Source organism: Amycolatopsis sp. NPDC059027 (assembly GCF_042739735.1).
In the GTDB taxonomy this organism is placed as follows: Bacteria; Actinomycetota; Actinomycetes; order Mycobacteriales; family Pseudonocardiaceae; genus Amycolatopsis.
This window is the reverse complement of sequence record NZ_JBHYIK010000008.1, coordinates 69,899-82,797: the sequence shown is the minus strand read 5'-3', so window position 1 is coordinate 82,797 and position 12,899 is coordinate 69,899. Positions and strand designations below refer to the sequence as shown.

Genomic DNA, 12,899 nt, shown 5'->3' with positions numbered 1-12,899 from the left:
CCGTACGTGTTATGCCGCGAACCCGGCTTCCTCCAGATGCAGCGTTCCTTCGGCCTGTACCCAGGCACCACGCACGTTAGCGGCGGCCACCGACAAAAACGCGGTGCTGCCGATCACCACGATCGGGCTCTCCCGGTTCAGCACCTCCTGGGCGGTCCGGAACGCCGCGTCCCGCGCCGGACCGTCCCCTGTGGACTCGACGACCGCGACGGCGTCGTCGTATTCCCTGGGGGCCGCCCAGTTGCACTCACAGGTCCCGGACCGGCCGGCGAACCAGGACAGCGCATAGCCGTCGGGCAGCGGGGTGAAGGACACGTAGTTCGCCGCGATCGTGTCCGGGTAACGTTTCCCCTTGGGGTAGAACTTCGCGCTCCACGTGCTGTTCTCGGTGCTGCGGATGTCGAGGCCGATCCCGATCTTCTTGAGGTCCTCCTGCAGGATCTGCGCGATCGTGGTCCACTCCGGGTTGCTCCCCGCCTTGGTCCAGAAGACCAGCGTGCTCCCCTCGTGGACACCGGCCTCTGCGAAGAGCCGCTTCGCCTTGTCCAGGTCGAACCCGTGGGAGGGCAATGCCGCGTCGTAGAACCGGTTCTTCGGGTTGACCGGCACGTTCCCCGGTGTCGGGGCGCCGTAGCCGACGTACGCCGCGTCCATCATCACCGCGCGGTTCGCCGCGTACGAAAGTGCCTGCCGTGCTTGGGGTTTGTCGAACGGCGGGGACGTGGTGTCCAGTTCCCACACGACGTACCCGGCCGGTTCGGCGGCGGTGAGCAGCTGACGGCCGTCGGTGGCGAGGTTCTTGACGACGTCGGGCGCGACCGCGCCGAGCACCTGGAGATCGCCGGAGCGCACCGCCGTCTGCGCCGCGGTGGCGTCGGCGTAGCGGGCGATCCGGACGCCGTCGAAATGCGGCCTGCCCCGGAAATAGGCGTCGTTGCGCACCAGGTCCACGGTCTGGTCGGGGACGAACGCCTTGAGCCGGTACGGGCCGGTTCCGTTCGCCGTGCTGTTCACGTTGGCGATGTCGTCGACATCGGTCATCTTGACGTCGATGACATCGACCGCGAGTTCGGGATTCGGGGACTTCAGGTCGAGCACCAGCGTACTGTCGTCCGGCGCCGTCACCTTCGAGACCATGGCGATCTTCGCGGCCACCTGGGCCGTCGAATCCGGCGCCAGCACCCGGTCGAAGTTCTTCTTCGCCGCCGCCGCGGTGAACGGCTTTCCGTTGTGGTACTTGACTCCCGGGTGCAGCCGGAAGGTCCACTGCCGGAGGTCCGGGGTGTGCGTCCACGAGTCGGCGAGGTCGGGCTGCGCCGAATTGTCCGGCGCCCACCGCGTCAACCCGTTCCACAGCAACGTCTGCAGCTGGGTCTGCGCGGCACTGGAGATCTTGTTCGGATCGAGCTGGGTCACGCCGTCGGCCTGGCCGTAGACGAGTGTGCCGCCGTCCTTGACCGCACCCTGCCCGCTCTTCGCGGACGCCGTGACCTCCGGCCCGCCCGAACCACCCCCACCGCACGCCGCGAGCACGGCCGCGACGGCCACCGACACACCCAGGACAGCGAAACCACGTTGTGCCCGCACAGCTACCTCCACACAGGGACGCCGCTCCGGGAAACTCTCGCCATTTCGAAAATATCTTCTGCCAGCTGAAAAAGAGTAAGCCGCCCGCGTCCGGCGACGCAAGGCCGTACTGGTTCGGCACCGGTTCAGAAGCCGAGCCCCGCGGAGATCTCCCCGGCCCGGCCGACCACGAGTCCCGCCGCCGTGGCGAGACGCCGCTTCACGAGTTCGCGGGAGAAACCGGTGACCCCGATCGAACCGACGACCCGGCCTTCGGCGTTGAAAACCGGTGCGGCGACACAGGCGATCTCGGCCTCCTCCTCTTCGTCCTCCACCGCGTAACCCGCTTGGCGCACCTTGGCGAGCTGGGCACGGAACGCCCGTGCCGTCGGCCTTTTCGCCTTGGGCCCGGTGCCGGGCGTGAGCCGGGAAAGCAGCGGATCGAGGTCCGCTTCGGGCAGGTGTGCGGCGATCGCGCGGCCGAGCGCGGTGAGGTTGAACGGCGACACCTTGCCGGGGTAGGTGTCGAACTGGATGAACCCGGACGTCGCCGCCTTCGCGACGTACACCACCGACGCGCCGTCGAGAACTCCGGCGTGCGCGGGCATCTTCAGTTCGTCGGCGAGCATTCGCAGGTGCGGACCCGCGATTTCGGCGAGGTCGCCCTGCCGGACGAGGGACGCCCCGAGGTCGTAGAGCCGCATCGTCGGCCGCCAGAAATGACTGCGGCCGACGACCCGGCGCGCGGCGTAGCCCCGTTGTTCGAGGGTGTAGACCACGGACGCACACGTGGCGAGCGAGATGTCCGTCGCCTTCGCGAGCGCGGTGAGGGTGAGCCCGCCCTCGGCCGCGACCAGTGTTTCCAGCACCGTCAGGACGCGGTCCGCCGAGGGCGAGGCCGGCCGCTCCGGCGTCCCCTTGCCCGCTGCCATCGCCATCACCGCGATCCTTCGTATTCCCGAAGTAGTCTTCGACATAGGGATACTACGTGTCCGCCGAGAGAGAAACCTCCGGTGTGCGCCAGCGCCCCCTGCTAGCTTCGATCTCGTGACCGGGGAGGAGACGGCGCGGCTGGGCGGGAGATTCGCCAGGCTGTGGGCCGCGAGCACGACGTCGGCGCTGGGCAGTGGCCTGGCGACCGTCGCCGCGCCCCTGCTCGTCGCGTCGCGGACGAGCGACCCACTGGTGGTGTCCGCCGCGGCCGGGGTGTCCTGGTTGCCGTGGCTGTTGTTCGCGCTGCCCGGTGGCGTGCTGGTCGACCGGGTGGACCGGCGGCGGCTGATGATCGCGATCGACTGGATCCGGGTCGCCGCGCTGCTGGTGCTCGCCGGTTCGCTCGTCACCGGAACGAGCGGTATTCCCTTGCTGTACACGGTTTTGTTCGTCGTCAACACCGGCGAGGTCGTGTTCCGCTCGGCGAGCAGGGCCATGCTCCCCTCGGTCGTCCCGCGTGCCCGCCTCGACCGGGCGAACGGCTGGTTGATCGGCGGCGTCACGCTGATGCAGCACATGATCGCGGGCCCGCTGGGCGGTTTCCTGTTCGTCGTCGCGGCGAGCATCCCGTTCTTCGTCAACGCGGCGACGTACGCGGTGAGCGCGATCCTGATCGCTCTCGTCACCGGTGCCTACCGCGCCGAACGGCGTCCCCCGGACACGGCGGCCGTCGCGCCACCGCGGTCGGCCCGCCGGGAACTCGCCGAGGGGTTCCGCTGGCTGATGGGCCAGCGGCTGCTGCGGACGATGGTGACGCTGATCGGCCTGCTGAACCTGACCCTCACCGCGGCGACCGCCGTCCTGGTCCTGCTCGCCAGGGAACGGCTCGGGCTCGATTCGGTCGGCTACGGTCTGCTGTTCACCTGCATGGCCGTCGGCGGCGTACTCGGCTCGCTCGTCGGCGACCGGATCATCCGCCGGGTCACCGCCACCTGGACGCTCCGGATCGGTCTTGTCGTCGAAGCCGGGACCCACCTCGCCCTCGCGGCCTCACGCGACGCGTACCTCATCGGCTTCGTGCTCTTCCTGTTCGGTGTGCACGGATCGCTGTGGAGCATCGTCGGCAATTCCTTGCAGCAACGCCTGACCCCGCCGGACATGCTGGGCCGGGTCGGCAGCACGAGCCTGTTCATCATCGCCGGGGGCAACTGCGCCGGCGCGCTGCTGGGCGGCGTGGTCGCGACGAAGTTCGGCCTCACCACGCCGTATTGGGCGGGTTTCGTGGTCGCCGCGCTCGTGACCGCGGCGACCTGGCACGTCTTCGACCGCGCCACCGTCGAGGCGGCCTACGCCGAACCCGCCGATGTCACTCCGCCCGTGACGACGTGATCCGGGTGGCCCGGCGCAGCAACGGGAACGTCAGGCCGGTCACCACGAGAACGGCGAGCACCGCCGTCCCGAGCAGCCCGCCGAGCGTCGCCGGATCGACCACGACCGGTGAACCCGCGAGGCGGAGGATCGGCAGGGTGAATCCCATCCCCGCGCCGAGCGCCAGCAGCACCCCGGCCACGACCGGCAACGCCGTCTGCCACAGCAGGCTCCGCGCCAGCACCGCCAGTGGCACCCCGGTGGCGACCATGGCGGCCAGCAACCGCCGCCGTTCGGTGATCTGCTCGACCGAAAGCATGAACAGGCTGAGCGTGGCCACCGCGAGCACGAACACCGACGCCGTCAGTGTCACCTCGCGCAGCAGGGCACTCTGCCGGTCCAGGTCGGCGGCCGCGTCGCTCGCCGGATCATAGGCCCGGACGGAGACCCGCCAGTTGAGCGGGCCCAGCGCGTCCGCCACCCGATCGGCCAGGTCCCGGGGGCGGCCCGGTCCGGTCACCAGCACACCGACCGGCACGCCGAGCGCCGCGACGTCGATGCCGTGCATCGCCCCCGGCGTCACCAGGAGGAAGCCGTCCGCGCCCGGCGCCGCCTCCGTGGCGGGGACGTGGCGCACCGCCGCCGGAACCGTCCACTCAGGACCGTTGTGGCCGGGGAGCGTGTGCGGCCCCGGATCCAGCCGGACCGGGCCAGGCGCCAGCGGTGCCTCGTCCCCGTCCGGCCGCGCGTCCACGGCGAAGACGTCACCGTCGTGGCAGGAGCCGATCCGCGCGCGCAGTGCCAGCGCCGCGCAGTCGCCGATCTGCAGTCTTCCCGAGCCGTAGTCCCGCCGTTCGGCGTGCACCGTGCGCACGACATGGACCCCGCTCACTCCCGGCGCGGCCCCGGCCCGGTCGAGCGTCTCGGTCAGCAGCTGTTGCCGCGTCTGGATTTCCACCGGGGCCCCGGCCATCGCCGTCACCAGGGGCTGCGGGGCGGTGGCTTTGATCGTCGTGAGCACGTTCTGCACGAGGATCATCCCGGCCAGCACGACGACCAGCCCCGCGACGACACGGCCCGCCGTGCCGCTGTCCAGGTGCAGCCGCCGCATCGCGAGCTGCCACGAAGGCGGGCCACCCGTCAGCCGCCCGACGATCCGTTCCACCGCCCACGGAAGCAGGGCGACGATCCCGAGCAGGACCAGCGCGGCGCCGCCGCCCACCGCGAACATCGCGAAGCCGTCCCTCGTGCGCTTCTCCATCGAGAACGTGTACGTCAGCAGCGCGACGCCCGCCCCGGTGATCGCCCAGCGCCACCACACCATCCGATCGACCTGCCTGGAGTGCCGCACCACGCCGAGCGGTTCGACGACCGTATGACGCAGGCCGAAGACCGCGGCCCCCATCGCCAGCACCGGTACCAGCACCACGACCGCAGCGGCCGACGGCAGGGACGGCACGAAGTCCTCGCCGAAAACCCGGAACCCGAACAGATCCAGCCGTCCGATCACCGCGTGGAGCCCGAGGAACAGCACACCGCCGAGTCCGAGTCCGGCGAACGCGCCGAGCAGGGACTCCGCGGCGGCGATCCGCCGGATCCGGACCGCGTCGACACCCAGCAGCCGCAACGCCGCGAGCCGCCGCTCCCGTTGTGCCGCGCCCATGCGCGACGCCGTGGTCACGAAGATCAGCAACGGCAGCAACAGGACCACGGACAGCGGGACGACGAGCAGCAGGATCCGCGTGTGGAGCGCGAATCCGTCGTCCGGCCCGCCGAACCCGTAGACCTTCCCGGTGAGCGGATCGGCGGCCAGCTCGGCGGCCTCGGCGCCGGCGTAGAGCCGCAGTTCGCCCGCGTCGTGCAGACCCGGCTTGCCGAGCACGCCGACCACGGTGCCGGGAAACCGCGCCCGCAGCGATACGCCGTCCGGCGCGGCCAGTTTTTCGCCCAGCGCGGGCGAAACCACCAGTTCACCCGGCGCGGGCAGGCGCGACAGTCCCGGCGGTACCGGGGAGGACGCACCGGACGCGGCCACCCGCTCCGTCTGGATCTGGTCGCCACGCACCCGCGTGTACCCCGCGGAGTGATACAACGGTGCCACGCCGGGAATCGGCCGCGTGACGACTTCGGCGGCCGAGACGCGCTCCCCGCGCAGTTTCACCACGTTCGCCGCCGACGCGGCGGCCAGCAGCATCGAGACCGCGAGCGCGATCCCGGACGCCGTCAGCAAAAGCCGGGGCACGGCGGTGTGGGACAGTCTGCCACCGCCTGCCGACAACCGGATTCCGAACGCGATGTCCTTGCCGAGCATGATCACGAGCGCGGACTATACACGGAAGGTATACACATCATGTATAGGTGTCGGCCGCTAAGCTCGCCCGCTCGGGAGGTGGCGATGAAGCTCGACGAGCTGATGACGACCCTGCGCACCGCGGTTTCGGCCCGAGCCGTCTTCGGCGAGCCGGTCGAACAGGGCGAGGTGACCGTGATCCCGGCGGCGCGGGTGTTCGGCGGAGGCGGCGGCGGACAGGATCTGCCCGAGGGCGAAGGGCTCGGCCTGGGGTACTTCGCACGGCCGGTCGGCGCGTTCGTCGTCGAACGCGGCCGGGTCCGCTGGGTACCGGCCGTCGACGTGACCCGGCTGGTGACCACCGCCGGGGCCGCCGTGATCACCTGCCTGCTCGCCCACCGGAGCATCGTGCGGGCCAAACGCGGCTGATTTCCGGTTGACCGGCATGCCATCGTGATCTTCGTGCGGGAACACGACATCGCCGAAATCCGGAAACTGGCCGGGCTGGCCACGCCGATGGCGCTGCGTGTCGCGGTGACGCTGGGCCTGCCGGACCGGCTACGCGGCGACGGCGCCACCACCGGACAGGTCGCGACCGAGCTCGGCGTGTCACCGGTCGCGCTCGAGCTCCTGCTGGGCCACCTCGCGACGCTCGGGATCGTCGAGCACGCGCCGACCGGCTACCGGACGACCGGCTACGGAACAATCCTCTGCACCGACACCGGCAACGAGCTCACCAACTTCCTGCACCTGGACATGGCGGGCGGCCGCGCCGAGCTGGCGTTCACCGAACTCCTGCACAGCGTCACCACCGGCGATGGCGGCTACGCACGCCGCTACGGCCAGGATTTCTGGGCCGACCTCGCCGAAAATCCCCGGCTCCGCGCTTCCTTCGACCAGCAGATGACGGACCGCTTCCGCACCCAGATCCCGGGGATCGTGGCCGGGTACGACTGGGACCGGTTCCCTGCCATCGTCGACATCGGCGGTGGTCACGGCACACTCCTCGCCGCGATCCTGGCCGCCCACCCCCGGATCCGCGGACATCTGCTCGACCTCGATCCCACCGCGACCGAAGCCCTCGGCACCTTCGCCGCGCACGACGTCGAGGATCGCGCCCAGGTGACCGCGGGGAGCTTCTTCGACCCGCTTCCCGAAGGCGCGGACGCCTATCTGCTGTGCGACATCCTGCACGACTGGGACGACGAGCACGCGCACCGGATCCTCGATCGCTGCGTCGAGGCCGTTCCCCCGACCGGCCGTATCCTGGTCGTCGAACCGGTCGGCGGACGGCGCGCCGGCACCGAATTCGACCTGGCCATGCTCGTGATCTTCGGTGGTCGCGAGCGCCGGGTCGACGAATTCCAGGCCCTCGCCTCGGCCCACGGACTGGTCCTCGACGGCGTGATCGACCTGACCGGCCAGCGCTGCCTTCTGGAGTTCCGCCTCGCCGTCTGATCAAGAAGGACGCACGGGTTCCGTCGCTTCGGCAAGGGTTTTGACGGCGGCGAGCGTGTGCTCGATGGAACCGGCGTTGAAGCCCGGCCGGTCGGCACGTCCGGTCACCCGCGGGCCGAGGAACCGGCGGACGAACCAGTTGCCGACCCGGTACCAGTGTTCGGTGAGCACGCAGCCGCCCTCGGCCGGGGTGATCTGGTAGGCCCAGCGGGAGACCCGCATCCCGAACGGGCTGCGCACGTCGAAGGCGAACCAGTGGCCCGGTTCGCAGGCGATGACGGTGACCCGCGTCCACCACTGCTTGGCGCCGTTGCGGTTGGTACCGCGGAACCTGGCGCCGAGCGCGGGCCCGGTGGCACCGCCGACCCAGGCACCACCGGCGTTTTCCGGGCTGAAGCGTCCCATCCGCGGCAGGTCCGTCACCATCGACCACACGGCTCGCGGCTCGGCGGCGACATGCACACTGCGCGAAATCGTCGGATCCACCCGGGAAAGGTAACCAGCGCCTCCCCGCCCGACAACACGCACGGCCCGACGCCGCAACGCGGGAGAACGCGTCCCGCGCCCCGGGCCTCACTCGCCTGTTGAGGGTTACTTGACGTCAACCACTGGAGAAACGACGAAAGTTTAACCCGACTCTTCAACGATACGGTCGAAGGTGTCGCGGAACCCCGAGAAGAACAGGATTCGAGATGACCTCTGGCCCTTCGATCCAGGACGCCGGCTGGGCCTTCGCCGAAGGACACGGCACCGACATCGGAGCCGTGCTGGCCCAGTTCCTGCCCTCGCTCACCACCCGCCCCCGCCTGCTCGGCTTCGGCGAGCCCCTGCACGGGGAGGAATCCTTTCTCCTGCTGCGCAACCGGCTGTTCCGGCACCTGGCCGAGTACGAGGGGTACCGGTCGATCGCCCTGGAAAGCGATTGCCTGGCCGGGTTGATCGTCGACCGGTTCGTCTCCGAGGGAACGGGCAACCTCGACGACGTCATGCGAGACGGTTTCAGCCACGATTTCGGGGCCGCGGCGGCAAACCGCGAACTCGTCCGCTGGATGCGCGAGTACAACCAGGGCCGGGCGGACGAAGACCGGCTGCGGTTCTACGGTTTCGACGCGCCGACGGAGATCACCGGCGCCGTCAGCCCACGCCGGGCGCTCACCGCACTCCACGGCTACCTCGCGGCCCACGTCGATCCCACGCTGCTGCCCTGCACCGTGGAAACCATCGAACGACTCACCGGCGACGACGAGCGCTGGACCAATCCCGCGGCGATGTACGACCCCGCGGAATCGGTCGGCTCTTCCGAGGACGTCGCGAAACTACGCCTGCTCGCCGATGACCTGCAGGCGTTGTGCCACACGGAATCCCCGCGCCTGCTCGCCGCGACGTCACCCGCCGCGTGGTGGCGGGCACAGCTGTACGCCAGGACCGCCACGGGCCTGCTCCGCTACCACGCGGCGATGGCCGCCCCCTCGCCCGCGCGGCTGACCCGGCTGATCGGCCTGCGGGACGGCATGATGGCAGCCAACCTCGAATCCATTGTGGACGAACAGGAGCGGCGGGGGCCGACCATGGTGTTCGCGCACAACCTCCATCTGCAACGGGACAAGAGCAGGATGACCATGGGCGGCCAGGTGCTGGACTGGTGGAGCGCGGGCGCGCTCACCGGTGCGCGGCTGCGCGACCGGTACGCCTTCATCGCCATGGCGGTGGGCAGCGCGCCCGCGCACGGCCTCGGCTCGCCGCGAGAGGACACCCTCGAAGGCGTCTTGGCGTCACTGCCGGAGAACGGATACCTCGTCGATTCGTCCCGCCTGGGCAAGGCATTGCGGAACGCGGGTGTCACGCCGGCGCCCCGCGTCGAAACGTCGGGCCATCACGGCTACTTCGCGCTCGATCCCGAGCATTTCGAAAAGACCGACGGCATCGCCTTCCTCAAGGAAGTCGGCTGATCGCACGCCGTGTGCGTCACACCCGAGGGACGCACACGGCACTCCGCCGGAAGCGTGCCCGGCGCGGCGATCAGTGGGCGACGGCGCGCAGAAACGATGTCCAGCCGTTCGCGGACACGGCGATGACCGGCTGGCCGGAACGCCGGTCCTTGCTGTCGCGGACCAGCACGCCGCCGCTGGTGAGCTTTACCTCTACGCAGCTTCCCCCGGCGTTGGAGTGGCTGCTCTTGAACCACTCTTCCCGGGTTCGCGGTGCCGAGGGCGAAATGTTGTCGGTCAAGCCAGTTCCTTGATGCGCTGACGGATGAATGTCCGTGTTTCCTGCTGGGTCTGGGTACGCCGGAACGCGTCGTTGTAGGTCATGGTGAGGTCGCGTACCAGGGTGGAGTCGTCGATGATGCCCCACGTGCTCACGGTTTCCTGCCATGCCACGGTGGGAAGGCGGGGACTGTCGAAGTCGATCAGATGAACCGTCGCGGCCCCGAAGAGCCCACACGCCGTCGCGGTGAAGGGGATCACCCTCACCTCGATGGTTTCCGGATGCTCGTCGATCATGTCGGCGAGATGCTCGAGTTGGCGCCGAAGGACGTCGGGGCCGCCGATCTGCTGCCGCAGGGCGGCTTCGCTGAGGATCGCCGTCAGCTGGAGCGGATGCTCACCCCTGAGCCGTTCCTGCCGTCGCAGCCGCGCCTCGACGCGCTGGTCGATCTCGACCTGGCGAATGGTGACGTCGGGGGTCATCAGCGCCCGGGCGTAGTCGGCGGTCTGCAGCAGGCCGGGAAGGATCAGGTTCTCGTAGGTCCGGATACTCCGGGCGCCGTGCTCGAGTCCGTAAAGGCGCTGAAGGTCCTCGTCGAGAAGGCCGGAATAGCGGGCCCACCAGCCGTGCTCCTTGGCCGCCGCGCGCAGTTCGAGCAGCTCCTGCCGCTCCTCGCGATCGAACTCGAACAGTTCGATGATGCGGAGAAGGCTTTCCTCGGAGAGGATCTTGCGCTCGTTCTCCACGGCGGACCAGTAGTTGCGCGTGAAGCCCAGCGTCTGGGTGATGGTCTTGACCTCGATACCGACCTGTTCGCGACGCTTGCGCAGCCGGAGCGCGAGCTCCCAGGCCGCGACAACGGGCGACATCGGCGTTGACACGTCACTCCCCCATCAGGGCGACACAGGTCTCTGTTGACTCATCCAGTATACAACCAGGTGCCATCATGAGTACCTCCCCCGGCGCATCCCATGGTTACGGTAACCGAACGATACTCGCGGGGCTGTGGCGGTGCCACCCGACCGGGCTCTATCGTCCGTAGTGACTCACCGAGTCGCGGCGATCACGCTGCGGACACTCGACGCACCCAGGCAGCTCCCGGCCGCTCGGCCCCCGAGGAGTCCGTACGAGGTCGACGGACGTTCTGCCCTCGTCGCCCACCGGTCGTCGCCGAGGACAGTTCTTGTGTTGCCGGGGAGGAATGATGGAACCGACTTCGGAGCGGCTCGACGCCGAGCCGGTGCCCAGGTCACGCTGTGGCGAAACGGCACTACCCGCACCCGAAGATGTCGAACTCCGTGCGGCGGCGGAGCGGCTGGAAAGAGTCATGGCGGCGACGGCGCACTGCACGATCGTCACCGTCGACATCGAGGGATTCGGCAGGCACACCAGGAACAACACCAACATGGTGCGGATCCGCCACGGCCTGTACCTGGCGATGCAGTACGCGTTCGACTCCGCCGGCATTCCCTGGGCCTCGTGCCGCCGTGAGGACCGGGGCGACGGCGTGCTGGTGCTCGCCCCCGCGGAGATCCCCAAGACGTTGTTCGCCGACCATCTTCCTGGCACGCTGCTCACCGCTTTGGCCTGGCACAACAAGATCCATCCCGCCGAGGAGCAGATCCGGCTCAGGCTCGCCATCCACGCCGGCGAAATCAACTACGACGAGCACGGCGTGACCGGGGCCTCCATCGTCCACACGTTCCGGATCCTCGACTCCCTCGAGCTGAAACGGGCGCTCGAGGAGACCAGCGCGGTCCTCGCGGTCGCCGGCTCCGCCTGGTTCTTCGACGAGGTGATCCGGCACAGCGAAGGCAGTTGCGCGCAGGCCTACGAACCCGCCGCCATCACCAACAAGGAGACCACCACGCAGGCATGGATCCGCCTGCTCACGGCATAGCCGGGAAAACGCTACGCGACGGACGGGGACGCGGCCCGCGGAACCAGCAGCCGCGGCGTGCCCGAGCCGTCCGCGGGGACCGCCCAGATGTCGCCCGCGGCGCCGTTCTCGCCGGGCAGCCCGTAGGCGATCGTGTTTTCGTCGAGCCAGATCACCTGATCGTCCACGCTGCGGGTCTCCGCGAGCGGTGTCTCCTTCATCGTGGCCAGGTCGAGAACGTGTTCGCGCCACGGCCGCGCGCCGTCGGCCGAAACCCGTTTCTTGAAGGCGAGCTTCGTGCCGTCCGGTGAGAGCGACGGGCATTCCGCGTTCTCCCGCAGGGTGTGGGCGGCCCAGGCTTCGTTGTCGCCCTGGACGAGGTAGGTGCGCCCGCCGGTGGCCACCGTGGCGTAGAAAACCCGGTTGTCCTTCGCGAAGGTGACGCCCCAGTAGTTGACGTCCTCGCCATGGTGCCGCCGATCGCCGATGCGGAGCGGGATGTCCTCCATGTTGCTGGACAACTGGTCCTCCCGGCGGTCCATGATCGCGGTGCGGGTCGAGAAGCTGCCCGCCTGGGAGTACGAGTCGCCGGTGACGAACGTCGTCCAGGAGGCCATCCGGCCGTCGGCGGACAGCTTGGCGCGATTGGGGATTCCGGCGACGTCGACGCGTTTCACCTCGGCGAGACCGGCGTCGACGAACACCGCGGCGGCGCTCGGTGCCGGGCCCGGCACCCCGATCAGGCACAGCCCCTCGTTCGCGGCCGCGGAGAACCGATCGCAGCCGAGAGTGCTCACCCGCCGTGGCCCGCCGGGATCCGCGAGCGAAACCGACGCGACCTTGCCGTGGTCCACTCCCCCGGCGAGACTGCGGAACAGCAGCCGTCCCGGTTCCAGCCGCGCCGGGCGCGCCTTGTCCACGGCGACTTCGGCTTGACGTCGTTCAGGGCTGTTCGCCTTGGCCTGCAACGTATAGACCACCGAAGCCGTCACCAGCAGGGCCGTGCCGATGAGCGCCGCGGCGAGTTTCGCCTTGAGGTTCACGAAAGCTCCTTAGCGCCGGAAGTCCGCCGGACCGTGGGCGCGGGGGCCCCCCCCCCCCGGGGGGGCCGCGCGGGCGCGGGCGACCCCCGCGGGGGCGGGCCCCCGCGAGGGCACGGGTGGTAGGGGGGGGCCGGGGATCTACCGCAAAGAGAGA

At 69.7% G+C, this 12,899-nt stretch carries 12 protein-coding genes; 5 read left to right on the top strand and 7 right to left on the bottom strand.

Annotation, left to right across the window (positions count from 1 at the left end; genetic code table 11):
• Nucleotides 1-9: 9 nt before the first annotated feature.
• Complete coding sequence (locus ACFWY9_RS07895; protein ID WP_378338452.1) at nucleotides 10-1,587, bottom strand: ABC transporter substrate-binding protein; 1,578 nt, start codon at nucleotides 1,585-1,587, stop codon at nucleotides 10-12.
• Nucleotides 1,588-1,712: 125 nt separating this feature from the next.
• Nucleotides 1,713-2,504, bottom strand: coding sequence for an IclR family transcriptional regulator (locus ACFWY9_RS07890; RefSeq protein ID WP_378338451.1), 792 nt, complete (start codon nucleotides 2,502-2,504; stop codon nucleotides 1,713-1,715).
• Nucleotides 2,505-2,613: 109 nt separating this feature from the next.
• Here ACFWY9_RS07890 and ACFWY9_RS07885 point away from each other — a divergent pair, with 109 nt between their 5' ends.
• Nucleotides 2,614-3,888, top strand: coding sequence for an MFS transporter (locus ACFWY9_RS07885; RefSeq protein ID WP_378338450.1), 1,275 nt, complete (start codon nucleotides 2,614-2,616; stop codon nucleotides 3,886-3,888).
• Here ACFWY9_RS07885 and ACFWY9_RS07880 read toward each other — a convergent pair.
• Complete coding sequence (locus tag ACFWY9_RS07880) at nucleotides 3,866-6,178, bottom strand: FtsX-like permease family protein (protein WP_378338504.1); 2,313 nt, start codon at nucleotides 6,176-6,178, stop codon at nucleotides 3,866-3,868. The two genes, ACFWY9_RS07885 and ACFWY9_RS07880, sit on opposite strands and share 23 nt — an antisense overlap.
• Before the next feature lie 84 nt (nucleotides 6,179-6,262).
• On the opposite strand from ACFWY9_RS07880, the gene ACFWY9_RS07875 reads away from it, so the two are divergent.
• Together ACFWY9_RS07875 and ACFWY9_RS07870 are read left to right on the top strand one after the other, a co-directional pair.
• Entirely contained in the window at nucleotides 6,263-6,586 is a 324-nt protein-coding gene (locus ACFWY9_RS07875; RefSeq protein WP_378329758.1) for a GerW family sporulation protein, read from the top strand.
• A gap of 87 nt (nucleotides 6,587-6,673) precedes the next feature.
• Nucleotides 6,674-7,615: a methyltransferase gene (locus ACFWY9_RS07870; protein WP_378338503.1), complete on the top strand. Its 942-nt coding sequence runs from the start codon at nucleotides 6,674-6,676 to the stop codon at nucleotides 7,613-7,615.
• Here ACFWY9_RS07870 and ACFWY9_RS07865 read toward each other — a convergent pair whose 3' ends face one another.
• Nucleotides 7,616-8,101, bottom strand: coding sequence for an SRPBCC family protein (locus tag ACFWY9_RS07865; protein ID WP_378329757.1), 486 nt, complete (start codon nucleotides 8,099-8,101; stop codon nucleotides 7,616-7,618). It abuts the gene before it with no gap.
• Between the two features lie 206 nt (nucleotides 8,102-8,307).
• Here ACFWY9_RS07865 and ACFWY9_RS07860 point away from each other — a divergent pair, with 206 nt between their 5' ends.
• On the top strand, nucleotides 8,308-9,564 hold the full coding sequence (locus ACFWY9_RS07860) for an erythromycin esterase family protein (RefSeq protein ID WP_378329756.1): 1,257 nt from the start codon (nucleotides 8,308-8,310) through the stop codon (nucleotides 9,562-9,564).
• Between the two features lie 70 nt (nucleotides 9,565-9,634).
• Here ACFWY9_RS07860 and ACFWY9_RS07855 read toward each other — a convergent pair whose 3' ends face one another.
• Both ACFWY9_RS07855 and ACFWY9_RS07850 read right to left on the bottom strand, forming a co-directional pair.
• A complete protein-coding gene (locus ACFWY9_RS07855; RefSeq protein ID WP_378329755.1) occupies nucleotides 9,635-9,844 on the bottom strand; it encodes a DUF397 domain-containing protein in 210 nt (69 codons plus the stop codon).
• Nucleotides 9,841-10,704 carry a Scr1 family TA system antitoxin-like transcriptional regulator gene (locus ACFWY9_RS07850; RefSeq protein ID WP_378329754.1) on the bottom strand — a complete coding sequence of 288 codons (864 nt, stop codon included), beginning with the start codon at nucleotides 10,702-10,704 and terminating at the stop codon, nucleotides 9,841-9,843. The genes ACFWY9_RS07855 and ACFWY9_RS07850 overlap by 4 nt, the downstream gene beginning before the upstream one ends.
• Before the next feature lie 323 nt (nucleotides 10,705-11,027).
• On the opposite strand from ACFWY9_RS07850, the gene ACFWY9_RS07845 reads away from it, so the two are divergent.
• Entirely contained in the window at nucleotides 11,028-11,723 is a 696-nt protein-coding gene (locus ACFWY9_RS07845) for a hypothetical protein (RefSeq protein WP_378329753.1), read from the top strand.
• A gap of 11 nt (nucleotides 11,724-11,734) precedes the next feature.
• On the opposite strand, the gene ACFWY9_RS07840 is transcribed toward ACFWY9_RS07845, so the two are convergent.
• Nucleotides 11,735-12,745 (bottom strand): TolB family protein, encoded by a 1,011-nt coding sequence (locus ACFWY9_RS07840; RefSeq protein ID WP_378329752.1) that lies wholly within the window; start codon nucleotides 12,743-12,745, stop codon nucleotides 11,735-11,737.
• Nucleotides 12,746-12,899 lie beyond the last annotated feature (154 nt).